The organism is Streptomyces sp. NBC_00461 (assembly GCF_036013935.1).
Classification (GTDB): Bacteria; Actinomycetota; Actinomycetes; order Streptomycetales; family Streptomycetaceae; genus Streptomyces.
The window spans coordinates 7,644,932-7,670,976 of record NZ_CP107902.1 but is presented as its reverse complement, the minus strand read 5'-3'; the positions used below and the strand labels follow the sequence as shown (position 1 = coordinate 7,670,976).

Below are 26,045 nucleotides of genomic sequence, written 5' to 3'. Positions count from 1 at the left end.
ATGTGCGACTCCAATCCGTGGGGGGATCAGTCGGGGGTGATACTCACCCCCGCGAACTGCGCGGTGCCGAGAGCCAGCGGGCTGCGGGAGCAGACCACCAGGCCCACGTGGTAGGGGGCGTCACCGAAGCCGGGGATCTCGCCCGAGGCGAGGGCCGTCCAGGTGGCGCCGTCATCGGTGGAGACGGCCGCGGCGAAGGCGGTCCCGGTGCGCTTCAGCCGCAGCAGCAGGGGCAGTCGAACGGTCGCGGTGCCGGAGAAGGCGGAGCCACCGGCGACGGTCTTGCGCAGCATCAGCTGCGCGCTGGTCCCGCCGGTCACGATCGCACCGGCGGCCTGGTCGAACGGTGACAGCGACTTGGCCATCAGCAGCCCCACCCGGTCCGCCGTGGCTCCGTCCCGGGAGACAAGGCGGGCGGTGACCTCGCAGTCACCGGTCACGGGCCAGCGTACGAACTGACCGGTCATTCCCTGGTTGTTGACCGTCAGGTCGACGCCCGCCCCGCGCACGGTGAAGGTCCCGTCGCCGTACGAGGTGCTGCCGGGCGTGCGGATCGCGACCACGCCGAGCGTCCCGTAGGCGCGGTCGTCGAGGATCACGTCGCCGAGGTCCCCATGGGTCCAGGGGGTGGGCGGGGGTGTGCCGACGGTGAGGGTGAGGGTGCCGTTCGCGTCGCCCGCCGCGTTGCCCGCGCCGGTCCTGACGGTGAACTCACCGGTCCTGTGGGGTGTTCCGGAGATCAGGCCGGTGCGCCTGTCGACGCGCAGGCCGTCGGGGAGCCCGTCGGCGGCGAACCTCACGGGCTCGTGCGAGGCACGCAGAAGGTGGCGGAACGGAACGCCTTTGCTCGCGAACGCCGTTGTGGACGAGGTGAGTTGGGGTGTCGAGGGAGTGGGCATCCGCGCGGCCGCGGACTCCGAGAGGGGGCCGCGGCCGCCGGAGCCGGTCGCCGCGACGACGTAGTGGTACGTCGTGCCGGGGGTGCCGGTGGCGTCCGCGTACCGGATGCGGGTGCCGAAGCCGACGGCGCCGATGCAGGTCGCGAGGGTGTGGTAGGGGCCGTCGGCGTCCGTGGCGCGCAGCACCTTGAAGCGGGCCGAGGGGTCCGGGTCGGTCCAGGCCAGCTCGACGGCGTCGGCGCCGCTGGTCGCGGTGAGGCCGCCGGCCTTGCCTGTTGGGCGCGGCGTCGACCAGACGTCCCGCGAGTCCGACGTCACGGTGACGTTGTCGAAGGCGCCCGTGCCGGTCTCGGCGTACTCCTCGTCGACCCCGAGGCAGGAGGTGAGGACCAGACCGGCATATGCGGTGCGCCCCAACTCGACGTCCGTGGAGCCGACTTCGGTCCAGCGGATGCCGTCCGGGGAGACGGCGCCGGTGCAGCGGCGGCCCTTGCGCGTCACCCGCACCCAGTACGGCGCCCGCAGCCGGTAGCCGTCGCCCGCGCCCTCGACGTACGGGGCTTCCAGCGGGGTCGCGGAGTCCGGGAGGGTGCCGAGGCTGGAGATCGGGAAGGCGGCGTTGGTGGTGATGGCGTCCTGCTGCGCGGGCGGTACGGGTGTGCTGCCGGTGCCGGAGACGTCCGCCCCGTCCGAGGGCCGCACGCTCCACACACCGCTCCAGGTGTGCAGCGGCAGCCCCTGGATCAGCATGGCGGCGTGCGCGGCCTCGGCGTCGAGGGAGGCGCGGAGGGTAACGCCGATCTTGGAGTACTGGGAGCTGAGCGGCCATACGATCCGCGCGGTGACCGTGCCGTCGCCGGGCAGCGGCACATGCACCAGTCGGTAGGTGTCGGAGGTGCCGCTCGCCTCCAGGACGAAGCGTCCGCCGTCGAAGGCGGCCGAACCGGGGATCTTCACATCGCCGAGGTCGCGGGTGGACCAGGGGTCGGGGAGGCCGGCCGTGGCCGCGACCGCGTTCGAATCCCCGCTTCTGCCCAGGGAGTTGGCGGCGGCCACCGTGTAGTAGTACGTCCGCCCCCGCTGCGCGCCGTCGTCGCTGCAGGACGGCTTGTCGACTCCCCTGGCGATCTCCTCGTACGGCCCCTCGGGGTGCGCGGCCCGGCGGACGGTGTAGCTGCTCGCCCAGGTGGACGGCAGCCAGCTCACCGTGACGGCCTTGTCGGTGCCGACGGCGGTGACGCCCGTCGGAGCGGTCGGCACGGTCGACGCCGGGGCTGTCGCGCCGGCGTAGGTGAAGGTGCCCCAGCCGGGCAGGTCGTCGTTGCTGCCCTCGACGACGCGGGCACCGCCGGTGCCGCGGAAGACGGCGGCCTTCGTGTTCGGCGCGTCGAGGCCGCGGACGCCGGCGTAGTGGGCGTAGGCCATCTCGTAGACGGGAGGCAGGCCACCGCGAGCGATGGCGGAGACGGCGGTCTTGATGTACTTGCCGGTGCGGTCGAGGTCGGGGGTGAAGGGGACGTCGCCGCCGAGGTTGTAGCGGGCGGTGTACTCGAAGTTGGCGAGGATGCGGTTCTCGTCGTGGCCCCACAGGTCGACGCCCTGGTTCCAGGCGACCTGGGCGATGTCGCCGGTCAGGCCTACGGCCAGCTGTTCGTGGCCCTGGTCGCGGCCTGCCTCCTGGCCCTGGCCGGCGGCCGTGACGATGCGGTGCGGGATGCTGCCGTTGCCCGCGCCGGCCGCGGCGAAGCGCAGGGCATCCTCGAAGAGCACGGGCTCCTCGCAGAACACGCCGATGGCCAGGATGACCTGAATGGCCGTCAGGTCCCAGTTGCCGTTGGCGTAGAGCATGTAGCCGGACACGGCCGGATACCAGACGTCGAGAAAGGACCGCTCGCAGCGGGCGATGTCCGAGTCGGTCCAGCCGTCGTAGTCGCTGTGGCGCAGCAGTTCGGCCGCGTTGACGAACTTGAAGGCCTGCAGCCCCGCGCCGAGAGGGCCGTCCGCGCCGGTGATCGCCGTCAGCGACGTCGACCAGGCGTTGAGGATGTCGCGGGCCTTGTCCGCGTGGGCCCTGTCGCCCGTGACCGCCCACATGAGGGCGTTCTGGTAGGCGGCGGCCGAGTCCGCGACGGCCTGGTTCTGGAAGTTGCTCGGGCCGCGGCCCCAGCTGGTGATCTGGCCGGTGTTCTGCACGGCGTACGAGGCCAAGGAGCGGGCGTGGGCCGCGAATGCCAGGTACCCGTCGTGGACAGGGGACTGCTTGGCGGCGACCGCTGCCTTCATACGGGCGAGGTCGGCCGCGGTGTGCAGGAGCCCGGGGTGGGCGAAGGCCCGGGTACCGGTGTGGTTCTGCACGGCGGCCTGTGCGGAGCCGGGCACGAGCAGTCCGCTCGCACCCGACGCCATCAGCAGGGCGGCCGTGCCGCCGAGGAAGCCCCGGCGACTCGGTGCGGGGATCGTCATGACGCCGCGGCCGCCTCTGCCTCGGCGGTCGTGAGGAACTTCAGGTTCGTGACGTGCTCGTTGTAGAACCACTGGACCGCGTCGGTGGTGTAGTACCAGGCCGGCTTCTTCATCGAGTCGGCGACGACCACACCGTTGATCACCAGGTTCTCGAAGGTGACCTTGTCGATGCCGTGGTCGGCGTCGTAGCCGAGGAACAACGCCGGCTCGGCGTGGGTGCCCGTGTAGCTGAGGTTCTTGACGTAGACGTCCTGGATGCCGCGCCCGACGGAGGTGTTGTACTTCGGGTTGAACATCACCTTCATGTAGATGACCTGGCCCCAGCGGAAGTCCTCGACACGGACGTCCTCGATACGGACGTTCTTGATGAGGTTGGCGTCGCCGGGGTTGAGGGCGATGCAGCCCTGGTAGTTCATCTGCGGCTCGCGGTGGTCAAGGACGTCGATGTTCTTGATGAGCAGGTTCTCAAGCGTTTCGGGTGCATCGGTGTTGCCATGCGTGCCGATGTTGATCGGGTGGGCGACATCCGCCCAGAGGGAGCAGTTCTGGATGGTGATGTCCCTGGTGTCGCCGTAGTAGTCCCAGCGGTGGCAGTAGATGGCGAAGCAGTCGTCGGAATTGCGCATGAAGCAGCCGTCGAAGGTGATCCCGGTCGAGGAGAAGACGTCGAAACCGTCTCCGTTGCCCTTCGAGCTGAACGCCCGCGCCTTCTTGACGTGCACGTTCTCGCTCATGCCGAACGTGCCGGCGTAGCCGTTCGGGTTCATGATGATGACGTTCTCGACGCGGATGTTCTTGCTGCCCTCGCAGAGGATGGCGCCGCTGGGGCCGCCGTTGATCATGCCGCGCCCCTTGAGCGCGGCCTTCTCCACGTTCTTGAAGAACACCTGCGCCTGGAGGACCGCGCCGCCCGCGAGATAGACGGTCTTGCCGCTGGGGACGGTGAGGACGTTGCCGGTGACCTTGTGCACGCCGGGGCCGAAGTAGATGACGTCCGGGTCGTCGGCGGTGCACGGGTGGTGGTCGACATGGTTGGTGATGACGTGCAGACAGTCGAAGATCTCGTCGTTGATCTGGACGACCACGTCCTTCGGCTCGTCCAGCGTGAACACCAGGGTGTCGCCGCCGAGTTCGGGCTTGATGCCCAGGGCGTCCGGCCTCACCCGGGCCTTGGTGGTACCGCCCTTGAGGTACGTCACCTCGATGTCGACGGAGCCCTGGAAGTCGAAGTACACCATCGAGGAGTTGTAGATCTTGGACGAGCCGGCGGTGGGGTTGATCTCCGCCAGCTGCGGCCGGTAGATGTCGAGGGTCTGCCAGTCGCCGTCGGGCGCGGTGCGCACCCGGACCTTGAAGCTGGTGGTGGTCGGCATGGCGGACGGGCGGGGGTAGGTGACCAGCTTCGGCGCGGATCTGGCCGTGTCCGCGTGGGCCGCGGTGGCCGTCGGACCGCCCACCAGACCGGTGGCGAGCACGGTGGCACCGGCCGCCTGGAGAGCGGTACGGCGCGACAGAGGCGTGTTCATGCGTGACTCCTTGCAACAGGGAGGCGGCAGGGGCTACTTGAGGCCGGTGGTGGACATGCCGGCGACGAAGCCGCGCTGGGCGATCAGGAAGATCAGCAGGATCGGGACGACGTACATCACCGAGGCCGCGGCCTGGAGGTTGGTGACCGGGGTGCCGGCGGAGGTGACGTAGGTGGACATGACGGCGACCGCGAGGGTGGTGCGGTCGGTGGAGAGCAGGAGCTGCGGAGCGATGTAGTCACCCCAGGTCCAGGTGAAGGCGATCACGAAGCTCGCGGCGATGACCGGCCAGGACTGCGGCAGGAAGATCCGCCAGAAGATGGCCGAGTAGCCGCAACCGTCGATGATCGCCGCCTCCTCCAGCTCGCGGGGCAGGCCCGCGAAGAACTGCCGGAAGAGGAAGACCAGATACGGCGCGGACGCCAGGCCCCACAGCACCCATGGCCAGTACGTGTCGACCATGCCGAGCTTGGCGAAGATCAGGTAGGTCGGCAGCAGGGTGACCATCTGGGGCAGCATCATCGAGCCGAGGAGAATGCCGAACAGGGTCTTCTTGCCGGGGGCCTCCAGACGGGCGAAGCCGAAGCCGACCCAGGCGGAGCTGAACGTGACGAGAGTGGCGTAGATGAGCGCGATGACCAGGGAGTTGCGGGCGTAGCCGAGGAAGTCGACGAGGTTGAAGGCGTCGGCGAAGTTGTGCCACTGGACGTGCGGGGGCAGCCAGCGCACGGGCGAGGCGGCCAGGTCTGCGGGGGTCTTCAGGCCGGAGACGACCAGCCAGCCGAAGGGGCCGAGGAACAGCCCGGTGATCGCGACGAGGACCGTGTAGAGGGCGAGGCGGTCGACACGTATCCGGGGCGCGGACCTGGGGTCCGGGCCGCCGGAGGCCGGGCTGGTGGCGGCCGGCCTGGAGGGGCTCTGGCTGGTGGCGGTCGGGCTGGTGGCGGTCACTTCTTCGCCTCCGGGTCGACGTTGTAGAACACCACGCCGGACGTTGCCTTGAAGATCAGTCCGGTCGCGACGAGGATCAGGACGAAGAGCACCCACAGCAGCGCGGAGGCGTAGCCGTAGCGGCCGAAAGCGAAGTACTCCGCGAACACGTGCATCATGTAGAGGTAGTTGGACTGCGGAAGCGCGGTGATGCCGGCCGGAGTCGGGTCGGGGGCCAGCAGGAGCGGCATGATCGTCTGCACCGAGGCGATGACGCCGGTCACGGTCTGGAAGAGCAGCACCGGCGACAGCAGCGGCACCGTGATGCTGCGAAAACTACGCCAAGCACTCGCGCCGTCGATGCGGGCGGCTTCGAGGAGCTCGCGGGGGATGTCCTGGAGCCCGGCCAACGAGATGATCATGATGTTTCCGGCCGTCCAGAGCACCGTCATGATCAGGACGTAGCGGGCGTAGGGGTCGGCGAGCCAGCCCAGGGCGTCGATACCGAACAGGTTCAACGCCCCGTTTGCAGCACCTGAGTTCTGGTCGAAGAGCTGCTTGAACGCGATGCCCGCGCCCACCGGCGGCACCACGGCCGGCAGATAGAGCAGGGTGCGGAAGAGCCCGCGCGCCTTGAGCGGCCGGTTGACCAGGACGGCGAGTCCGAGCCCGGCGGCGATCGACAGCGGCACCGAGGTGATCGCGAACAGGCCCGTGCGGCCCAGGGAGTTCCAGGTCTGCGCGTCGGAGAACAGCTCGCGGTAGTTGCCGAACCCGACGTAGTGCCACTTGGGCGAGATCCCGTCGAACGTGGTGAAGCTCAGCCACAGCGCGTACGCCATCGGCGCGACGGTCAGCAGCGCGAAACCGACGATCCAGGGCGAGGCGAACATGTAGAACGCCCGGCGCCTGCGCGCGACGATGGAGGTGTGCCTGCGGGGCCGGGTCCGGCCCTCCGTCTGTGCCGGTCCGCGCCGGTCCGCGGCCGTGGCGAACTGGTCGACCGTCATCCCACCTGCTCCTTACCGCGCTTGAGCTGCTCGTTCATGGCCGAGTTCAGTCGCCGCGCCAGGGCGTCGAGGGACATCGATCCGCTCATGGCGGCCGGGGCGATCTGGTTGAAGAGGGCGAGGAGGGAGTCCGCGGTGGCGTAGGGCGTGAAGGCGATCACCGAGTAGTGCCTCAGCTCGGCCTCCTGCACCCTCAACACCCGCTTCTGATACGGCTCTTGGGACGGCATCAGCGAACGCAGGGACTTGAGGGTCGGGATGCCCCAGCCACCGGAGGCCCGCGCCTTGGCCGGTGCCTCGCCGAAGAACCACTCGAAGACCCGCCAGGCGGCGTCCTTGTTGTGGGAGCCGCTCGGTATCCAGAAGCCGGTGCCGGCCTGGCAGGGGCTGATCCGCTTGCCGCCCTCGAAGACCGGGGCGGGGGCGAGACGTGAGAGCGGCGCCAGTTTCCTGTCGGTGTTGAGCAGGCCTCCGAGCCAGTAGCCCGAGTTGGACATGGCCAGCCGGTTCGCCTGGAAGGTGGGCCCGTCCCAGGTGTTGGGGTCGGGCTGGATGATGCTGGGTCCGACCTTGGTGCGGCAGTAGTCGACGTACCAGCCGAGGGCCTTGCGGGCCTCGGGGCTGGTGAAGTCGACCCTGGAGAAGTCGTCGGTGAAGAGGCTGCCGCCGGCGGCCACCGTCAGACTGGCCAGCAGGTTGGGCGTGAGCACACCGTTGTAGCTGCCGCCGAAGACGGTCGTCTGGCCGTGCCTGCGCCGGGTGAGCCGCTTGGCCTTGTCCAGCCATTCCTCGTACGTGACCGGCTCCAGCTCCGGCGGATACTCGACGTCCGCCTGGTCGAAGAGCGCGGTGTTGTACCAGTACATGGAGTCCTGGGAGAAGTCCTTCGCCATGCCGTAGCGCGGGCCCTTGCCCTGGGTGCGGCCGTCGTAGCGCCACAGGTCGTTGACCGGGTCCAGGTCGTCGGCCTTGAGGACGCCGCTCTTGGCGAAGTACGGGTCGAGGTCCTCCATCACACCCCGGGCCGCGAAGTACGGGGCGTCCACGGCACCGACGCCGCGCACCAGGTCGGGCGGGCTGCCGTCGGTCATCATGGCGATCAGCTTGCTGGTGCTGTACAGCACCGTATTGATCTTGACGCCGATTTCCTTCTGGGCCTGCCGGATCAGCTCCGGCGAGAAGTCGTCGGACTTGGCCATGACCGTGACGGTCTCCCCGGAGCCACTCACCGCGCTCGACACCTGCATCGCGCAGCCGCTGAGTGCTGCCGAGCCTGCCGCGGCCCCGGCTGCCGAGAGGGCGAGAAAGCGGCGGCGGCTCACGGGAGCGGCGGCCTGGGAGTGCATGAACTACCCACTCTCTTCGTTGAGATGGATGACGGGAACCGGACACGCGGCGGGACGCCGGCGGCGTGCGAATGTTTCGGAAACCGGTTGCTACGCGGTGCAGGGAGCTTCCGTCGGGGAGTGCTGCACGTCAAGAGGCATGACGAGTTTTCGAAAACTGTGGTCGTACTGGGCGTAGGGGGGCCGAAGTGGCTACGGTGCTGGTCAGGACGGCAACCGGTTGTCGAAGTCGGATCCAGGACGCGAGCCTCGACGGGGAAACAGCAGTAACCGATTTCGACTCAGAGCGGGATCAAGGTCCGCAACTCTCATCGCGCACCGTCCTCACGCCTCTCCCTCCACGGATTGACCGCCGCTTCTCCGCAGATCTACGGTAGAAGGCGCTTTCTGAAAATGTTTCCTGGCGCGGGCGCCAACCCTGTGCCACCCCTGCACCACACCCGTGTCACCCACCAGCTGTCCACCAGTCATCAGCCCCGTCGTCCAGCGTGTCAGGAGAGCCATGCCCCACCCCCAGCCGCCGAGGGCCGTGTTCGCGATGGATCCGGTACACCTTCCGCTGCTCTTCCCTCCGCCGCTCATGGCCCGGCTGAGGCAGGCGTCCGACCTCGACCCCTCGTTCGTCGTACGGGACTTCGCCGATCCGGCGGCCGCGCAGACGCTCGCCCGGGCCGAGGTACTGATCACCGGGTGGGGCTGCCCCGCCCTCGACACCGGCGTCCTGGCGGCCGCGCCCCGCCTGCGCACCGTCCTGCACGCCGCGGGCTCGGTCCGTTCACTGGTCGGCGAGGCCCTGTGGGAACGCGGGATCACGGTCTCCAGCGCGGTGACGGCCAACGCCCTGCCGGTCGCGGAGTACACCCTCGCCATGATCCTGCTCGCCGGAAAGGACACGTTCGCCCACCGCGAGCGCTTCCGCGTCACCCACACCTACCCGACGGACGCCGAGACCGCGCACACGGGCAACGTCGGCCGCCGGATCGGCGTCATCGGCGCCTCACGTGTGGGCCGTCGGCTGCTCGAACTGCTCCGGCCGTTCGACTTCACGGTCCTGCTCCACGACCCCTACGTCAGCACCGCCGAGGCGGCCGCCCTCGGAGCCGAACTCCTGCCGCTGGACGACCTGTTGCGGCACAGCGACATCGTGTCGCTGCACGCCCCCGACATCCCCGAGACCTACCGCATGCTCGACGCCGGCCGACTCGCGCTGATCCGGGACGGCGGCGTCCTGATCAACACCTCGCGCGGCGCCCTGGTCGACCCGGACGCGCTCACCGACGAGCTGTTGGCGGGCCGACTGCACGCGATTCTCGACGTCACCGAACCCGAGCCGCTGCCCGCCGGTTCCCCCCTCTACCGCCTGCCGAACGTCATCCTCACCCCGCACATCGCGGGCTCACTCGGCAACGAGCTGGAACGCCTCGGCCGTATCGTCGTCGAGGAACTGGAACGCCTGGTCGCGGGCCTGCCTCCGGCCCACGAGGTACGGCACTCGGACCTGGCGCGTGTGGCGTGAGGGCCGACGCCCGCGGCCCGGCCACGATGCGGACACCGAGGCCGGGCCCGCCGTCGACGGCCGCCGCGCATCCCTGGGCGTCGACGAGAGCCGCCCGTCCCTCACCGACGCGGGGCACCACCCATCCCTCTCCGTCGACGAGCCTCCTCCGGCCCGCGCTCAGCCACCCCACGTCTCCCCCGCCCAGCCACCCCGCCTCTCCCCCGCCCAGCCACACCACACCCCACCTGCGCGGCCCCTCCCCCCTGAGAAACAATGGGATACGGTTTCCGCACCGGCGAGGGGCGTGGCCTCTGGCCGACCGGCAAGGGGTCCGGTACCGGGTTCGTTCGGCGAGAGGCGTCGTCTCCGACCGGAGGACAAGCGACCGCCTCCCCCTTCGGCCGGTGGGGAATTCGTGAGGGTGAAGGAGCCACGGTGAGTCAGCGCAAGGCGTCCGGGGACGCCGGACGGGCCACCATCCGCGACGTGGCGGAGCGTGCAGGGGTCTCCGTCGCGAGCGTGTCGCGCGTGCTGTCCGGCAACTACCCGGTGTCGGAGGACCTGCGCCGCCGGGTGATGAAGGTCGTCGGGGACCTGGACTACGTCACCAACGCCCACGCCCGTTCCCTCGCAGGCGGTGGAACACCGACGGTCGCCATCCTCATCAACAACATCACCGGCTCCGCGTTCGCCCACGTGGCCAAGGGAGTCGAGGGCGCGGCCACGCTGCGCGGCTGGCTCTCCCTGGTCGGCACCACCGGCGACGACCCCGAGCGGGAGCTCGCGCTGGTGAACCTCATGCGCCAGCAGGGCGTGGCTGCGGTGGTGCTGCTCGGCGGCGCCTACGACTACGACGAATACCAGTTGCGGATGGCCCGCTTCGCCCGTTCCCTCGACGCGGCCGGCTCCCATCTCGTCCTGGTGGGCAGGCCTCCCCTGGAGGGCGACGTCCCGGCCACGACGGTCGACTACGACAACGAGGGCGGCGCCTACGCGATGGCCAGCCATCTGCTGTCGGCCGGCCACCGCAGGGTCCTGGTGTTGCCGGGCCACGCCGAACTCACCACTGCTCAGGGCCGGTTGAGAGGCGCCGAGCGGGCCTTCGAGGCGTACGGCGTGCCCTTCGACCCGGGCATGGTGCGGCACGGTCCCTACGACGACGAGCACGGGTACAGCGCCGTCGAGGCGGCCCTGCACGAGACGCCGGACTTCACGGCGGTGCTCGCGGGCACGGACGTGGTCGCCGCGGGCGCCATGCAGGCCCTGCGCGCGGCCGGACTGCGGGTGCCGGAGGACGTGTCGATCGTCGGCTACGACGACATCCCGCTCGCCTCCCAGCTCACACCCCAGCTGACCACCGTGCACGTGCCGTACGAGGAGATGGGCCGGGTGGCCCTGCGTGCGGTGGCCGACCGGCGCGAGGGCGGCTCGGGCCGCCGTAAGGGCAGCGACGGCGACCACCTGGTGCTGGGCACTCATGTCGTCGTCCGCAACTCCGTACAGCCGCCGTCCAGACACTGACGCACGGTCCAGGCAACCGGCGCACCGTCCGGGCAACCAAAGCACCTTCCAGCCAGCCGACGCACCTTCCCGGCACACGCGCACCTCCCAGGCAAGGCGCTCACGCACCGTCGAGGCGCCTCACGCGCCCGCAGCACATCACCGCTGGATGCGATCGTTTCGTAACCGGTTTCCTTCCCCTACCAGCGGTTTTCCGCACCTGCCGCAATAAGTTCGCGCATACCTCTTGCTACGCCAGGACCTGTCGGCCTACCTTCGCGGCAACCGCTTTCTACAGCTTCCGCTTGGCTGACGCCCCCTCAACCGCGAGTGACTGGAATCCCGGCCGCCGTTCCCGGCCTGCACCGAGCCGCCGTCCACTCGTTCCCAGCCGCCCAACTTCCGAAGGAACACGGTCAGATGAACTTCACCAGCCGCCGGAGAAGGTTCGCCCACGCCGCTGTCGCGGGACTCGCACTCAGTGGTCTGCTCTCCGCCTGTGGCGGATCGGACTCCGGGGACGGCGCCAAGTCGTCGGGCCCGGTCACCCTCCCCTTCTGGGGCTGGGCCAACGGCCAGGATGCCGTCGTCAAGGCGTTCAACGCCTCGCACAAGGACGTCAAGCTCAAGTACACCAAGGTCACCGACCAGTTGACCATGCAGAAGCAGCTGACCAACGCGGTCAAGGCGGGCAACGCGCCCTGCCTGGTGCAGAACACCGCGGAGTACGTCACGAGCTGGGTCTCGCAGGGCGCGCTCGCCGACATCACGCGGTACGTGGGATCGAACAAGGACAAGTTCAACGCGGGCGCCTGGGCGAGCGCGCAGGTACAGGGCAAGCTCTACGGCGTCCCGACCAGCTCCGCGCCCAACTTCACGATCTACCGCACCGACATCTTCGACAAGTACGGCATCAAGCCCCCCAGCACCTGGGACGACGTCATCGCCGAGGGCAAGGTCCTGAAGAAGCACGGCATCAAGATCACCAACTACGCCGGCGAGGACCCGAGCACCCTGGAGGTGCTCGCCATGCAGGCCGGGGCGCACTGGTACGCGATCGACGGCAACTCCTGGAAGGTGGACTTCCAGGACGCCGGCACGCTGAAGGCCGCGAAGGTGATCCAGGAGATCATCGACAACGACCTGAACTCCAAGCTGTCCTTCGCCGACTACGCGGCCGTGCAGCGCAACTACGAGGACGGCGGCACGGCGACCCGGCAGATCTCCACCTGGCAGATGGCCAGCATGGTGCAGAACTTCACCAAGTCCTTCGGCCAGTGGGCCCTTTCGCCGTGGCCGACGTTCCGGGGCGAGGCGGCCAAGACGCCGGCCGGTACCAACCTGACCGGCAGCGTGACGCTGGTGACCAAGCAGTGCGAGAACCAGAAGCAGGCCGCCGAGGCAGCCCTGTGGATGTCCACCGACACCGGTGCGGTCAAGACGATGGCGAGCCCGACGACCGGCAACGGCGTGATGCCGGCGCTGGCCGACAGCAACGCGTACGTCGGTGCGGCGACCTCCGAGAAGCTGCTCGGCAAGAACTACGGGCCGGGCCAGAAGGTGGTCACCGACAGCCTGGACACCATCACCACGGACTGGACCTTCGGGCCGAACTGGACCGCGATGTTCACCGAGATGCAGGCGGGCTGGGCCAAGGTCGTCGACAAGCAGGAAACGGTCACCGGCCTGCTGGCGCACATGCAGGCGTGGACGGTCGAGGACCTGAAGTCCCGCGGCATCAGCGTCAAGGGCTAGAGGCTGAGGGCAACGACTGATGACTCGCTCACTGCGCTGGAAGGGTGCCGCCTTCACGGTGCCCTTCCAGCTCGGCTTCGTCTTCCTCTATCTGCTCCCCATCGGCTACGCGATCTACCAGTCGCTTTACCGGGAGCATCAGTCCGGGCTCGGGCTCGGCGGCTCGACGCAGACCTTCGCCGGGCTGGACAACTACCAACAGGGCCTGACCGACTCGGCGTTCATGGGTTCCGTGCTGCGGGTGGTGCTGTTCGCCTGCGTGCAGATCCCCGTGATGCTGCTCGTCAGCCTCGTACTGGCGCTGTTCCTGGACACGTTGACCTCGAAGGTCGCCGGCCGGTTCCGGCTCGTCCTGCTGGTGCCGTACATGATCCCCGGCGTGGTCGCCGCGATCGTGTGGATCAACCTGTACAGCCCGGACGTCGGTCCGCTGACGACGCTGGGCAGGGGCCTCGGCTTCGACTGGAACTTCTTCGCGCCGTCGATGGTGTGGCCGTCCATCGGCAACCTGCTCACCTGGCACGGCGTCGGCTACAACATGGTGATCATCTACTCCGCGCTGCAGGGCGTTCCGCGCGAGCTGTTCGAGGCCGCGCGGCTGGACGGTGCCTCCGAGCGGCGGATCGCGCTCAGCATCAAGGTGCCGTATGTGCGGGGGGCGTTGGTGCTCACCGGGATGCTCTCCATCATCCAGATGCTGCAGATCTTCAACGAGCCCGCGCTGTTCAGGAACATCACCCCGCAGACGGTCAGCGACAACTTCGCCCCCATCATGATCATCTACAACCAGGCGTTCAACGCCGGCAACTACCACTACGCCGCGACCCTTTCGGTCCTCCTCGCCCTCATCCTCGGCGTCGCCTCCTTCCTCTTCTACCGGCTGACTTCAAAGGAGGCGGACTGATGCTGACCAAGGACAACGGCACCAGGCAGGCACCCGCCACGGTGCGCCGTGTCAACCGCCCTGATCCCGCGGCCCGTTCGCGCGGCGGCCAGCGCTTCCTGCTCATCGGCCTGACGCTGGCCGGCGTGTACAGCCTGTTCCCCGTGTGGTGGCTGATCACGGCCGCCACCAAGGACCGCGTCGGCCTGTACCAGACCAACGGCCTGTGGTTCTCCGGCTGGCACCTGTGGCACAACGTGCATCAGGTGTTCACCTACGAGCACGGCATCTTCCTGCGCTGGACAGCCAACTCGTTCCTGTACGCCGGTGTCGGCTCCCTCGGTGGCACGCTGCTCGCCCTCGCGACGGGCTACGGCCTCGCGCGCTTCGAGTTCCCGGGCCGCAACCTGGTGTTCGCGTGCGTGGTCGGCTCGTTCCTGGTCCCGATCGCCCTGCTCACGCTGCCGCTTTATCTGCTGTTCTCGAAGATCGGGATCGTCGACACCCCCTGGGCGATGCTGATCCCCTGTCTGATCAACCCGTTCAGCGTCTACCTCGCCAAGGTCTACACCGAGGCCACGATCCCGTACGAGCTGCTGGAGGCGGCCCGGATCGACGGCGCCGGTGAGCTGCGCATCTTCTTCAGCATCGTGCTGCGGATGATGACGACGGGCGGTGCCACGGTGTTCCTGCTCGCCTTCGTCAACACCTGGAACGCCTTCTTCCTCCCCCTGACGGTGCTGCGCGGCGAGGAGAACTGGACCCTCAACCTGGGGCTGTACAACTGGTCCGGCAAACGCCTTGAGTCCGGCGTCGACCTCACCAGCCTGGTGCTGACCGGCGCGCTGCTGTCCATCGTGCCCATGGCGATCATGATGGTGGCGATGCGGCGCTACTGGCGCACCGGCGTCACGCTGGGAGCCCTCAAGTGACCGTGCTGCACAATCCTGTTGTCCGTGGCTTCGCCCCCGACCCGTCGCTGGTCCGGGTCGGCGACTGGTACTACGTGGCGACCAGTTCCTTCGAGTGGTTCCCGACCATCCCGATCCACCGTTCACGGGACCTGGCCGACTGGCAGTACGCGGGCCATGTGCGCGGCGCCGTCGCCGGGGACTCGCTGGCCGGGGTGCCGGACTCGGGCGGTATCTGGGCACCGTCGCTGAGCTGGGACGGTGCGCGGTTCTGGGTGGTGTACTCGGTCGTACGGTCGGTCGGGACACCGTATTTCGACACGGACACGTACATCAGTACGGCCGATGAGGTGAGCGGGACGTGGACGCCGCCGCGCAGGGTGGCGAGCCACGGCTTCGATCCCGCGCTCTTCCACCACGAGGGGCGGCTGTGGCTGCTCAATCTCCAGAACGACCACCGACCGGGTGGACGCCGGTTCGCCGGAATCGTCATGACCGAGCTGGACCGGGAGACGCTGAGCCCGGTCGGTGGCACCCACTTGCTGCTGCAGCACGAACGACTCATCGAGGGACCGAAGTTGCTGTGGCGGGAGGGCTGGTACCACCTGGTGCTGGCCGAGGGCGGCACCGGCTTCGAGCACGGGGTGCGGGTCGCGCGCAGTCGTGAACTCACCGGTCCCTACGAGCTCGACGACCGGCCCCTGCTGACGTCGCGGGACGACCCGTCGCTGCCGTTGCAGAAGGCCGGACACGGGGAGCTGGTGCGGACCCCGGGCGGGGACTGGGTGTTGAGCCACCTGACGGCCCGTCCGGTGCGGACGCCGGACGGGCCGCGCTGCACGCTGGGCCGGGAGACGGCGATCCAGGCGGTGGTGTGGGACGAGGAGGGCAGGCCGAGGTTGCGGCACGGGGGTTCGCATCCGGCGGTCGAGGTCGACGTACCCACTCGCCCCGAGCCGCTGCCGCCCCAACCCGCCGCAGCGGACGACCCGTTGGGCTGGCCGTGGAGCTCCCTGCGCGCGGACCCGGATCCGTCCTGGGCCGACGTCACGAGCCGTCCGGGCCGGATCCGGCTGCGTGGTCGGCACGGGCCCGAGTCGCGGTGGGCGCACAGTCTGCTGGCCCAGCGGATCACCGAGCACCGGGCGGAGGCCGAGGTCACCGTGGAGGCGCGGCCGGACACCTTCACACAGGCCGCGGGTCTGGTGCTCCGGTACAACGCGGAGGCGTATCTGAGCCTGGACCTGACCTGGACGGAGCCCGGGAGCGAAGGGCAGCACGGGCAGCAGTGGCGGGGCGCCGGCCGTACGGTGCTCCGGCTCGTGGAGCGGGACGAGGCGGACACGCGCACGGTCGCCGTCGTGGACGTGGACGCCGAGGCCCCGGTGACGCTGGGCGTGACCGTCGACGGCGCCGAGGCGCGGTTCTGGTACGTGCGGGACGGGGTGCGTACGCCGGTCGGGGAGCCGTTGGACTTCGGCAAGCTCTCCGACGACCACGGGTCCAAGCTGCGTTTCACCGGGTCGATGGCCGGCATCCACGCCGTGGACCTGGTGGACGCGGCGTTCACGGCCGACTTCAGCGGCTTCCGCCTCGTGTGCCGGTAGCCGTCGCCTCCGGCACGCTCCGGTGCCCTCGTTCGCCTTTCGACATCCGCCGTACGTACACCCAGGCCCACGTTCGAAGTTTCGAAAGCCTGAAACCGTGCAGACCTGCGAAGCCCGACCTCTTCCCGAGGGGATCCGGTGAACCTAACGTAGGAAGCGATCTAGGAAGCGCTTACTGTTTCCGTCGCTGCTCGAAACTTTTCATGGCCCTCGGGCGGGCCGGAGAGGTGGTTCCCGATGGTCCGCACGGGGAGTGCGAGTGTGGCCGCCGGGCCGACGCTGGCGGTCGTGGCCCGCGAGGCGGGAGTCTCCGTGCCGACCGCCTCCAAGGTGGTCAACGGCCGGGAGGACGTGGCACCGGAGACGCGCCGCCGCGTCACCGAGGCCCTGGACCGGCTCGGCTACGTCCGCAGGCCCCGGTTCGACGCGGCGAAGGTACCGGGGCTGGTCGACCTGGTGGTGCACTCGCTGGAGAGTTCCTGGTCGGGGGCGGTGCTGCAGGGAGTGGAGGCGGCGGCGCACGACGCGGGTCTCGAGGTGGTCGTCTCGGCCGGGCTCACCCGCACCCGTGGCGGGCGCCCGGAGCGCGGCTGGCTGGACAAGCTCATCGCGCGCGGTTCGTCCGGGGTGCTGTTCAACCTGGCCGAGCTGTCGGTGTCCCAGTACGCCTGGCTGGACCAGCACCGCATCCCGTACGTCCTGATCGACCCGATCCTCGAACCGCCGCCGGGTGTGGTGTCGGTCGGCGCGGCGAACTGGCAGGGCGGGGTCACCGCGACCGAGCACCTGCTCGCCCTCGGCCACGAACGCATCGCCGTCATCGCCGGCCACCAGCGCAAGATGTGCAGCAGCGCCCGGGTCGCCGGGTACCGCTCGGCGCTGGCGTCCGCGGGAGTCCGCCATCGCCAGGAGTACGTCCGGCACGCCGGTTTCGACGAGACCGTCGCGCACCGCCGCACGCTCGACCTGCTCGACCTGAGCGAGCCGCCGACCGCTGTCTTCGTCTGCTCGGACCACATGGCGCTGGGCGTGTACCGGGCGCTGGCCGAGCGGGGCCTGCGGGTGCCGTACGACATCAGCGTCGTGGGCTTCGACGATCTGCCCGAGTCCCGCTGGATCTCCCCCGCCCTCACCACGATCCGCCAGCCGCTCGCGGAGATGGCGGCGTCGGCCCTGCATCTGCTGGTCCGCATGATGCAGGGGGACCGCCCGGAGAGCACGCGCACGGAGCTGTCGACGCGGCTGGTGGAGCGGTGCAGTACGGCAAGCCCGCACTGAGCGTGCGCGGAAGTGCTCTTTGCGTCGTCGGTCGTCTGCGGCATCGCCGTGGCCGGTCGCGCCCGCGCGGCGGCAGCCGCATATCGACACAGCCCCGCGCCCCTGAAGGGGCGCTGCCCCTCCCCCGGCCGCATCGGTCCAGGAACCACCGCCGCCGCACGGACGTTCCATGACGGTGCCGGGGTTGCGTAGCCTCGGCCGCGATGAACGCCATTCCCGCACACCTGGACCATCTCGTCCTCGCGACCCCCGAACTGGCCGCGACGGTCGCCGACTTCGCACGGCGTACCGGTGTGACGCCCGTGCCCGGCGGTGCGCATGTCGGATTCGGCACCCGCAACCACCTGGTGGCGCTGGGCGGTGCCGGCTATCTGGAGATCATCGGTCCCGACCCGGAGCAGTCCGCGCCGGACGGTCCGCGCCCCTTCGACGTCGACCGGCTGCTCGCCGCGCGGACGGTGACCTGGGCGATCAGCCCGCCCGACCTGGACTTGGCGGTCGCGGCGGCACGGGCTCGGGGGTACGACCCGGGCCCCGTACGCCCGATGAGCCGCCGCAGGCCGGACGGCACACTTCTGGAGTGGCGGCTGACCGACGGGGACACCGCCCACCCCTCCGGTCTGGTCCCGTTCCTCATCGACTGGGGTTCCTCGGCCCATCCGACGGCGGCGGACCTGCCCGTCACTCCCCTGCTGCGTCTCTCCGCCACCGCCCCGGATCCCGACGAGATACGCCCGCTGCTGTCCGCCGTCGGCGCCCAGCTCGCCGTGGCGGAGGGACCGGTGGGCCTGTCGTTCACGGTGGACACTCCTCGCGGGCCGGTGACCTACGAGTGAGCGGGTGACCTACGAGCGAGCCGTACCCGAAGTCCCTGAGCCGCGTCCGGCTCCCCCGAGCCGTGTCCGATTCCTTCAAGACCGGCCGCCGGGGTGCTGCCTACGGTGACGGCATGACTCCGCAATTCGCCCTGATCGGCCTGGTCGCCTCCGACCTGGCCGCGTCTGTCGCCTTCTACCGTCGCCTGGGGCTCGTCTTCCCCGAGGGCTCCGAGGACCAGCCGCATGTCGAGGCCGAACTGCCCGGCGGGCTGACCCTGGCCCTGGACACCGAGGCCACCGTCCGTTCCTTCCACCCCGCATGGCAGCCGCCGGCCGGGGGCGGCCGGACGGCCCTCGCCTTCAAGTGCGAGACGCCCGCCGCGGTCGACGCCGTCTACGAGGATCTCGTGGGCGCCGGGTACCACGGCGAGCTCAAGCCGTGGGACGCCTTCTGGGGCATGCGGTACGCCGTCGTGCACGACCCGGACGGCAACGGCGTCGACCTGTTCGCACAACTACCCTCGGCCGAGTAGCTCCCCGAGCGGCACGCCCGCCAACTGCCGGACGTCACGCGCCAGATGGGCCTGGTCGGCGAACCCGGCTCGGGCCGCCGTCTCGGCGTACGGTACGCCCTGCCTGACCAGCCCCAGCGCCCGCTGCAGCCGCAGCACTCGGGCCAGCGTCTTGGGGCCGTAGCCGAAGGCGGTCAGGGCGCGGCGGTGCAACTGGCGGGCGCCGAGGCCGAGTTCGTCGGCGGTGGCCGCGACCGGGCGGCCCTCGTCGAGGGCGGTCACGAGGTGCCGTAGCCGCGGGTCGGGGGGCGCCGTGTTCGCGGCCAGCCGCAGCGCCAACTCCTCCAGTCCGCTTGCCGGTTCGGCGGCCGCGTTGACCCGCGCGGCGAACCGGCGGACCTCCGCAGCCGGCCGGAGCTCGGCCAGCGCGACCCGCCGGTCACGCAGTTCGTGTGCGGGCACGCCGAGGAGGGTGGGCGCGGTGCCCGGATAGAAACGAACGCCGGCCCATACGCCCGGGGCGCCCTCGGCGACGTACGCACGCGTGTCGGGCCCGGCGACGAGCAGCCGGCCGTCGTGCCAGAGCAGGTCCATGCACCCGTCGGGCAGCACCCTTCCGACACCGGCCTCGGACGGGGTGTTGGTCCACACGACGGCCCCGGTCAGCCGGGACGCCCGCTCCGTGTACACGTACGAAAGGCTACGCCGCGCGCGTGCGGTGCTCCTGCGGGCTGACCCCATACACCCTTTTGAAGGCGCTGGACAGGGCGAACGCGCTGCCGTAGCCGACCTGGCGGGCGATCGCCTCCAGGGTGTCGTCGGTGTCGCGCAGCCGGTCGGCGGCCAGGGCGAGACGCCAGCCCGTCAGGTACGTCATCGGCGGCTCCCCCACCAGTTCGGTGAAGCGGCGGGCGAGGGCCGCACGGGACACCCCGGCCTTGGTGGCGAGGGAGGCCACCGTCCAGGGGTGCGCGGGATCGTCCTGGAGCAGGCGCAGCACACGGCCCACGACCGGGTCCGCCAGTGCCCGGTACCACGCGGGTGCCTCCGCCTCGGGGCGGGAGAACCAGGCCCGCAGCGCGGCGATGACCAGCAGGTCGAGGAGTCGGTCGAGGACCACCTCCTGGCCCGGTTCGTCCCGCGCCATCTCGTCCATGAGGAACGGGGTGAGCGGGCAGTCCCACACCTCGGAGGTGAGGGTCAGCAGCGGCGGCAGGGAGCCGTTCATCGACGTGCGGGACATCGCCGATGTCGTCGTGGCCGCGCTGACGTCCGGGGACCGGTACGCCTGGCGGACGGTGGAGGTGACCGGCCCGCGGCTGCTGTCCTTCCGGGAGGCCGTCGCGGAGATCTCCGAGGTGACCGGCACGAAGCTGTCCTATACGCCGGTCCCGGCCCGCGCGTACGGCGAGGCGCTGACGGGGTTCGGGGTGCCGCCTGAGGAGGCGGAGTTCCTGGTGGAGGTGTTCGAGGGCCTGCTCGACGGGCGCAACGCACGTCTCACGGACGGTGTCCGCCAGGCACTGGGACGGGCGCCACGCGACTTCGGCGACTTCGTGCGGGAGGCCGCGGCGGCGGGGGTGTGGAAGGCCTAGTTCCCCAGCGCCAGCCAGGTGTCTCGCCCGCTTCAGGATTCCTCGTGCTTGTGCGGCGGGTGGGTGCTCTTCACATGGGTGCGCAGCCGGGACGTCACGTCCTCCGGCGGCAGGAAGCGGGACCAGCGCTCCGGGAACTCGGAGGGCATGTCGGGGTCGTCGGGGTCGTCGGGGTCGTGGCCGGCGGCGGCGCGGGCCACGTGCTCGGCGAGCTGGACCTCGCGCAGCCGCTCGTTCGCGGCGCGGGCCGCGGCGGTCGCGGCGGCCGGCCAGACCCGGTCGATGGCGGCGTTGACCGCGGCCCCGACGAGGACGGCGAACGCGGACACACCGATCCACAGCAGCACGGCGACGGGCGCGGCCAGCGAGCCGTAGATGGTCGGGCCCTCGACCGTGCTGGTCAGGTAGATGCGCAGCAGGAAGCTGCCGAGTACCCACATCCCGAGAGCGACCAGGGCGCCGGGCACGTCCTCGATCCACGGGGAGCGGACGGGGACGGAGACGTGGTACAGCGTGGTCAGGAAGACGATCGACAGGACGATGACGACCGGCCAGTACAGGACCTGTACGACGGTCGTCGACCACGGCACCACGTTCACCACGGCGTCCGGCCCGGCCACCATCAGCGGCAGCGCGATGGAGCCGATGATCAGCGCCACGATGAACAGCACGAAGGACACCAGGCGGGTCTTCACGATGCCCCGGACGCCGTCGAGGCCGTACATGACGGTGATGGTGTCGATGAAGACGTTCACGGCGCGGGAGCCCGACCACAGGGCGAACAGGAAGCCGATGGAGATGACGTCGGGTCTGCCGCCCTTCATCACGTCGTGCAGGATCGGCTGGGCGATCTCGGTGACGCCCTTGTCGGACAGGACCGTGCGCGAGGCCTCCAGGAGGTTGTTCTCCAGGCTCGCGATGGTGTCGGCACCGGTCCAGTCGTCGACGTAGCCGAGCAGGCCGATCATGCTGAGCAGCAGCGGCGGCACGGACAGCAGTGTGAAGAACGCGGCCTCGGCCGCGAGGCCCAGGATGCGGTACTCCATGCACGAGTTGACGGTGTCCTTGAGCAGCAGCCAGGCGGTCCTGCGCTTCGAGACGTTCCGGTAGAGGGCACGCGCCCGGTGGAGACGCCCGGACGGGCTCTGCGAGGGTTCACTTGCTGGCTGCACGACCTAAAGGTATCCGTCGGGACCGGGTGCACTCATCCCCCCGCTCCCTAGCCCCTCGAAGCTCCGGAGCGGAAACCGGGCGGCAACAGACCAGTAACCATCGAGGATTCCCACCCATTTTCCTGTCATGTCCGCGTTGGCCGGAATGTTCCGCCGCGCAACCGGAACCGGCGCCGGCACATGCGCCACCGGTTCGACGAGTCCCCCGGTCATGCACATGAACGCCCTTTCAGCAGGCGCGATCAATGAACTCCGGAGCGACCGGAACGCGCCAATGGCCGAAACGCCCTTGAACCGTTCATGAAGTCTCCGAAAGAATCCACATTGCATTCGTTGTGCATGCTGAGAACGACTCGGAAGCACACGGCACGGGGGACATCGAGGGCCCGGGAAAAGGGCCCGATCCAGCCGCGTTACCCGTGATCCGCATGGGCTCCATGCGGGTCGCGCTGTGCTGCTCTGCGCCATTTCCACGCGGCCACTTCACCCACTTCAGCCACATTCTCAACTCGGGTCAACTCGCGTATCAATTACATGGGATTTTGCCCGCCATGAACATCCGACTCGTTTCCAGCGTATTTATCTCGAGGGATTTTTCATGCCAGCTCCGCACCCGTTGACGCAGACGCCGTCACAGGCCCACCGAGACGGCGCGGGCCGGTCTGCGCCGCGCATCGCGGGGGTGGACGCGGCCCGCGGGCTGGCGCTGATCGGGATGTTCTCCGTTCATGTGTACGGCGCGTTCGCAGCGGACGGCTCGCCGACCCCGGCGTGGATGTTCGCGGGAGGCCGGTCGGCGGCGACCTTCGCACTGATGGCGGGGGTGGGGCTGGCGTTCACGACGGGTGGGCGACGCCCCGCCGTCGGCCGCGGCGCCTACGTGGCGGTCGCCACCCGGGCGCTGCTCATCGGGCTCGCAGGGCTCCTGCTCGGCTACGCCTCGCGCGCCGCCGACCTGGACGTGGACGTGATCCTGACGTTCTACGCCCTGCTGTTCCTGTGCGCCCTCCCCCTGCTGCGCCTGCACCCGCGCACCCTCATCGGCCTCTCGCTGACCCTCGCCGTCGTGGGCCCCGTCGTCCTGCACCTGGTGCGCGGCGCGCTGCCCGAGCCGGCCTTCGACGGCGACCCGACGCTCACCGACGTGGTCACCGACCCGCTCGGACTGCTCTGCGACCTGCTCGTGCACGGCAACTACCCGGTGCTCGCGTGGACGGCCTACCTGTGCGCCGGTCTCGCCGTCGGACGCCTGGACCTGACGTCGAAGCGGGTCGCGACCCGGCTGCTGACGGGCGGGCTCGCGCTGGCGGCGGGCGCCTGGCTCGCCGCCACGGTCCTGCTGCAGTGGTTCGGCGGGCTGTGGCACCTGTGGCGGGCCGAGTTCTCGGACACGCCCTGGCGCGAGGCCCGCAGCGAGGTCCTGTGGGACACCTCCGACGGTTCGACGTGGTGGTCCCTGATCTCCCGCGCCCCCCACTCCACCTCGCCCTTCGACATGCTGCAGACCCTGGGCTCGGCGGCCGCCCTGCTCGGCGCGGCCCTGCTGCTGACCAGGCTTCCGCTCGCCCGGAAGGCGCTCGCGCCCCTCTCGGCGGCGGGCAGCATGCCGCTCACCCTCTACTGCGCGCACGTCCTGTTCCTCGCGACGGGCGCCCTGAGCGATGCCCCCGACCTGCTTTACGCCCTGCAGGTGGCCGGCGCGCTGCTCTTCGCCGTCGTCTGGCGCCGGGCGGTGGGCCGGGGACCACTGGAGACCGTGGTCGCCGCCGGGGCCCGGCACGCGCGCCGAGCGGCCGAATGCCACGAGCCCGTAACCGCCCGGCCGCCGACGGAACCGGTCGACACCAAAAACCCGTAAACGTGTAAAACCTGCAAAAACCGTAAGGAGTGGCCGTGGTGGGAAAAATCGACACCGTCACCGAAAATGTCCTCGCCGAGGTGCTGGCCGGTGTCGTATGCAAGGAACACATACCCGTCGACAGCCACTTCTTCGACGATCTCGGCGCCAACTCCCTGGTCATGGCGCACTTCTGCGCCCGGGTCAGGAAGCGCTCGGACCTGCCGTCGGTGTCGATGAAGGACGTCTACGGCAACCCGACGATCCGCAGCCTGGCGGCGGCCCTCGACACGGCCCCGGCCCAGGCCCCCGCGCCGGTGCGGGTCGAACCGCCCGCCCCGCCCGGCAGCACCCCGCGCTATCTCCTGTGCGGCACGCTCCAGTTCCTGGTCTTCGCCGTCTACTGCGTGCTCGCCGGGATCGTCATGGGCCGGGGCTACGAGTGGCTCTCCGCCGTGGACGGAGTCGTCGACATCTATCTGCGGTCGCTGGTCTTCGGCGCCGCGGTGTTCGCGGGCGCCTGCGTTCTCCCGGTCGTCGCCAAGTGGCTGCTGGTCGGCCGGTGGAAGGAGACCGAGTTCCCGGTCTGGAGCCTCGCCTACGTCCGCTTCTGGACCGTCAAGGCGCTGCTGCACGCCAGCCCGCTGGTCCTGTTCACCGGCAGCCCGCTGTACGTGCTGTATCTGCGGGCTCTCGGCGCACGGATCGGCAAGGGCGTCACGATCCTGTCCCACTCGGTGCCGGCCTGCCCGGACCTGCTGACGGTCGGGGCGGGCACGGTGATCCGCAAGGACTCCTTCGTCCTGTGCTACCAGGCGCAGGCAGGCCGCATCCGGACCGGCCGTGTGACGCTCGGCCGGGACGTGTACGTCGGTGAGAAGTCCGTCGTCGACATCGGTACGACGATGGGTGACGGCGCCCAGCTCGGCCACTCCTCCGCCCTCTACGGCGGCGCGTCGGTCCCGGCGGGCGAGCGCTGGCACGGCTCCCCCGCCCAGCGCACGGACGTCGACTACGTCCGCGTGCCCCCGGCCCGCACCTCCACCCTGCGCCGGGCCCTGTACGGTCTCGGCGGGCTGCTGCAGATGCTGGTCGTCTACGTCCCCGTCACGGTCGGCGGAACCTACCTGCTGCTGACGGTGGTTCCCGCCCTCGACGTCCTGCTCGACCCGACCTCCCGGGACCTGGGCTCGGCCGCGTTCTACGGCGAGGCACTGGGCTTCTCGCTGGCCGCCTACGTCGGCTTCGTGATCCTCGGCTTCGCCGCCGTGTCCCTGCTGCCGCGCCTGCTGAGCCCGCTGCTGCGCCCGGACCGGGTCTACCCGCTGCACGGCTTCCACTACTCGGTGCAGCGCGCGATCGCCCGCATGACCAACATCAAGTTCTTCAAGTGGCTGTGCGGCGACAGCTCGTACATCGTCCACTACCTGAAGTCCATCGGCTACGACCTCTCGCACGTCGAGCAGACCGGCTCCAACTTCGGCACGGAGGTCCAGCACGAGACGCCGTACCTGGTCACCGTGGGCAGCGGCACGATGGTCGCCGACGGGCTGTCGATCGTGAACGCCGACTTCTCCGGTACGTCCTTCCGCGTCTCGCGCGCGACGATCGGCCCGCACAACTTCCTCGGCAACAACATCGCCTACCCCAGCGGCGGCCGCACCGGCGACAACTGCCTGCTGGCGACGAAGGTGATGGTCCCGCTGGACGGCGAAATCCGCGAGGGAGTGGGCCTGCTGGGCTCGCCCGCCTTCGAGATACCGCGCTCGGTGGAGCGCGACAGCCGCTTCGACCACCTTCGCGAGGGCGACGAACTGCACCGGCGTCTGGCCGCGAAGAACCGCTACAACCTGCGCTCGATGGGCCTGTTCCTGTTCGTGCGCTGGCTGCACTGGTTCGCGCTCAGCGTGATCGGCTTCGCCGCCTTCGACCTGTACGGCGCCCACGGCACCGTAGGCGGTCTGCTGATCGGCGCGTCCCTGGTCGTGGGCCTCGCGTTCAGCACCGGCTACTACGTGCTGGTGGAGCGGCTGATCACCCGCTTCCGGCCGCTGCGGCCACGGCTGGTCTCGATCTACGACCCGCACTTCTGGTGGGTGGAGCGCCTGTGGAAGGTGCCGGACAACCACCTCGTGGTGTTCAACGGGACGCCGTTCAAGAGCTTCGTCTGGCGGCTCCTGGGAGTCCGGATGGGCCGCCGGGTCTTCGACGACGGCTGCTACATCACCGACCGCACGCTGGCCTCGATCGGCGACGACTGCACGCTCGCCGCACACACCAAGGTGCAGGCCCACTCGCAGGAGGACGGCACCTTCAAGTCCGACCACATCACGATCGGCGCCGGCTGCACGCTCGGCACCGGAGCACTCGTGCACTACGGCGTGTCGATGGGCGACGGCGCCGTCCTCGCACCCGACTCCTTCCTGATGAAGGGCGAGGAGATGCCACCGAGTTCCCACTGGGGCGGGAACCCGGCGGTCGCGCCGCGGCACGGATGACACGAAC

At 69.8% G+C, this 26,045-nt stretch carries 18 protein-coding genes and 2 pseudogenes; 12 read left to right on the top strand and 8 right to left on the bottom strand.

Annotated elements, in window-relative coordinates; translation table 11 throughout:
- Positions 1 to 26: 26 nt before the first annotated feature.
- Genes OG870_RS35620 through OG870_RS35600 form a run of 5 tightly spaced genes read right to left on the bottom strand, consistent with a single transcriptional unit; the run spans position 27 to position 8,174 of the window.
- Positions 27 to 3,362 (bottom strand): alginate lyase family protein, encoded by a 3,336-nt coding sequence (locus OG870_RS35620; protein ID WP_266590894.1) that lies wholly within the window; start codon positions 3,360 to 3,362, stop codon positions 27 to 29.
- Positions 3,359 to 4,888 carry a glycosyl hydrolase family 28 protein gene (locus tag OG870_RS35615; protein WP_266590892.1) on the bottom strand — a complete coding sequence of 510 codons (1,530 nt, stop codon included), beginning with the start codon at positions 4,886 to 4,888 and terminating at the stop codon, positions 3,359 to 3,361. The genes OG870_RS35620 and OG870_RS35615 overlap by 4 nt, the downstream gene beginning before the upstream one ends.
- A gap of 33 nt (positions 4,889 to 4,921) precedes the next feature.
- Positions 4,922 to 5,839, bottom strand: a complete 918-nt coding sequence (locus tag OG870_RS35610) for a carbohydrate ABC transporter permease (RefSeq protein WP_443063449.1) — start codon at positions 5,837 to 5,839, stop codon at positions 4,922 to 4,924.
- On the bottom strand, positions 5,836 to 6,828 hold the full coding sequence (locus OG870_RS35605; protein ID WP_266590890.1) for a carbohydrate ABC transporter permease: 993 nt from the start codon (positions 6,826 to 6,828) through the stop codon (positions 5,836 to 5,838). Before OG870_RS35605 ends, OG870_RS35610 begins: the two co-directional genes overlap by 4 nt.
- Complete coding sequence (locus OG870_RS35600; protein ID WP_266590888.1) at positions 6,825 to 8,174, bottom strand: extracellular solute-binding protein; 1,350 nt, start codon at positions 8,172 to 8,174, stop codon at positions 6,825 to 6,827. Before OG870_RS35600 ends, OG870_RS35605 begins: the two co-directional genes overlap by 4 nt.
- Before the next feature lie 502 nt (positions 8,175 to 8,676).
- Between OG870_RS35600 and OG870_RS35595 the strand changes: the two genes are divergently transcribed.
- The 9 genes from OG870_RS35595 (at position 8,677) to OG870_RS35555 (ending at position 18,957) form a co-directional block, all read left to right on the top strand.
- Positions 8,677 to 9,690, top strand: a complete 1,014-nt coding sequence (locus tag OG870_RS35595) for a hydroxyacid dehydrogenase (protein WP_266523276.1) — start codon at positions 8,677 to 8,679, stop codon at positions 9,688 to 9,690.
- Between the two features lie 417 nt (positions 9,691 to 10,107).
- Complete coding sequence (locus OG870_RS35590; protein ID WP_266523274.1) at positions 10,108 to 11,193, top strand: LacI family DNA-binding transcriptional regulator; 1,086 nt, start codon at positions 10,108 to 10,110, stop codon at positions 11,191 to 11,193.
- A gap of 399 nt (positions 11,194 to 11,592) precedes the next feature.
- Positions 11,593 to 12,927: an ABC transporter substrate-binding protein gene (locus OG870_RS35585; RefSeq protein ID WP_266843502.1), complete on the top strand. Its 1,335-nt coding sequence runs from the start codon at positions 11,593 to 11,595 to the stop codon at positions 12,925 to 12,927.
- Positions 12,928 to 12,946: 19 nt separating this feature from the next.
- Positions 12,947 to 13,831 carry a carbohydrate ABC transporter permease gene (locus OG870_RS35580; protein WP_266590884.1) on the top strand — a complete coding sequence of 295 codons (885 nt, stop codon included), beginning with the start codon at positions 12,947 to 12,949 and terminating at the stop codon, positions 13,829 to 13,831.
- Entirely contained in the window at positions 13,828 to 14,742 is a 915-nt protein-coding gene (locus OG870_RS35575; protein ID WP_405626939.1) for a carbohydrate ABC transporter permease, read from the top strand. The genes OG870_RS35580 and OG870_RS35575 overlap by 4 nt, the downstream gene beginning before the upstream one ends.
- A complete protein-coding gene (locus OG870_RS35570; RefSeq protein WP_266590880.1) occupies positions 14,739 to 16,328 on the top strand; it encodes a family 43 glycosylhydrolase in 1,590 nt (529 codons plus the stop codon). The genes OG870_RS35575 and OG870_RS35570 overlap by 4 nt, the downstream gene beginning before the upstream one ends.
- A gap of 237 nt (positions 16,329 to 16,565) precedes the next feature.
- Positions 16,566 to 17,606 (top strand): LacI family DNA-binding transcriptional regulator, encoded by a 1,041-nt coding sequence (locus OG870_RS35565; protein WP_266523264.1) that lies wholly within the window; start codon positions 16,566 to 16,568, stop codon positions 17,604 to 17,606.
- Positions 17,607 to 17,809: 203 nt separating this feature from the next.
- Positions 17,810 to 18,442 carry a VOC family protein gene (locus OG870_RS35560; RefSeq protein ID WP_266590878.1) on the top strand — a complete coding sequence of 211 codons (633 nt, stop codon included), beginning with the start codon at positions 17,810 to 17,812 and terminating at the stop codon, positions 18,440 to 18,442.
- Between the two features lie 113 nt (positions 18,443 to 18,555).
- A complete protein-coding gene (locus OG870_RS35555) occupies positions 18,556 to 18,957 on the top strand; it encodes a VOC family protein (protein ID WP_266590876.1) in 402 nt (133 codons plus the stop codon).
- Here the strand turns inward: OG870_RS35555 and OG870_RS35550 are convergent.
- Entirely contained in the window at positions 18,940 to 19,626 is a 687-nt protein-coding gene (locus OG870_RS35550; protein ID WP_266590874.1) for a helix-turn-helix domain-containing protein, read from the bottom strand. The genes OG870_RS35555 and OG870_RS35550 overlap by 18 nt on opposite strands.
- 10 nt (positions 19,627 to 19,636) lie before the next feature.
- Positions 19,637 to 20,155: pseudogene (locus OG870_RS35545) on the bottom strand (helix-turn-helix domain-containing protein); the annotation flags it as partial.
- Between OG870_RS35545 and OG870_RS35540 the strand changes: the two are divergent.
- A pseudogene (locus tag OG870_RS35540) lies at positions 20,151 to 20,531 on the top strand (NmrA family transcriptional regulator); the annotation flags it as partial. The pseudogenes OG870_RS35545 and OG870_RS35540 sit on opposite strands and share 5 nt — an antisense overlap.
- Positions 20,532 to 20,563: 32 nt before the next feature.
- On the opposite strand, the gene OG870_RS35535 reads toward OG870_RS35540, so the two are convergent.
- The gene (locus tag OG870_RS35535) at positions 20,564 to 21,703 is read right to left on the bottom strand and encodes a YihY/virulence factor BrkB family protein (protein ID WP_266590870.1); all 1,140 of its coding nucleotides are present in this window, start codon (positions 21,701 to 21,703) and stop codon (positions 20,564 to 20,566) included.
- 598 nt (positions 21,704 to 22,301) lie between these two features.
- Here OG870_RS35535 and OG870_RS35530 point away from each other — a divergent pair.
- Together OG870_RS35530 and OG870_RS35525 are read left to right on the top strand one after the other, a co-directional pair.
- Positions 22,302 to 23,561: a heparan-alpha-glucosaminide N-acetyltransferase domain-containing protein gene (locus OG870_RS35530; protein ID WP_266523252.1), complete on the top strand. Its 1,260-nt coding sequence runs from the start codon at positions 22,302 to 22,304 to the stop codon at positions 23,559 to 23,561.
- A gap of 38 nt (positions 23,562 to 23,599) precedes the next feature.
- Positions 23,600 to 26,038 (top strand): Pls/PosA family non-ribosomal peptide synthetase, encoded by a 2,439-nt coding sequence (locus OG870_RS35525; RefSeq protein ID WP_266592554.1) that lies wholly within the window; start codon positions 23,600 to 23,602, stop codon positions 26,036 to 26,038.
- Positions 26,039 to 26,045 lie beyond the last annotated feature (7 nt).

Bases quoted from the DNA above. Each gene is read 5' to 3' on its own strand.
- OG870_RS35560 (WP_266590878.1), top strand. From the start codon at position 17,810: ATGAACGCCATTCCCGCACACCTGGACCATCTCGTCCTCGCGACCCCC.
- OG870_RS35620 (WP_266590894.1), bottom strand. From the start codon at position 3,362: ATGACGATCCCCGCACCGAGTCGCCGGGGCTTCCTCGGCGGCACGGCC.
- OG870_RS35580 (WP_266590884.1), top strand. From the start codon at position 12,947: ATGACTCGCTCACTGCGCTGGAAGGGTGCCGCCTTCACGGTGCCCTTC.
- OG870_RS35585 (WP_266843502.1), top strand. From the start codon at position 11,593: ATGAACTTCACCAGCCGCCGGAGAAGGTTCGCCCACGCCGCTGTCGCG.
- OG870_RS35565 (WP_266523264.1), top strand. From the start codon at position 16,566: ATGGTCCGCACGGGGAGTGCGAGTGTGGCCGCCGGGCCGACGCTGGCG.
- OG870_RS35605 (WP_266590890.1), bottom strand. From the start codon at position 6,828: ATGACGGTCGACCAGTTCGCCACGGCCGCGGACCGGCGCGGACCGGCA.
- OG870_RS35615 (WP_266590892.1), bottom strand. From the start codon at position 4,888: ATGAACACGCCTCTGTCGCGCCGTACCGCTCTCCAGGCGGCCGGTGCC.
- OG870_RS35530 (WP_266523252.1), top strand. From the start codon at position 22,302: ATGCCAGCTCCGCACCCGTTGACGCAGACGCCGTCACAGGCCCACCGA.
- OG870_RS35595 (WP_266523276.1), top strand. From the start codon at position 8,677: ATGCCCCACCCCCAGCCGCCGAGGGCCGTGTTCGCGATGGATCCGGTA.
- OG870_RS35600 (WP_266590888.1), bottom strand. From the start codon at position 8,174: ATGCACTCCCAGGCCGCCGCTCCCGTGAGCCGCCGCCGCTTTCTCGCC.
- OG870_RS35555 (WP_266590876.1), top strand. From the start codon at position 18,556: ATGACTCCGCAATTCGCCCTGATCGGCCTGGTCGCCTCCGACCTGGCC.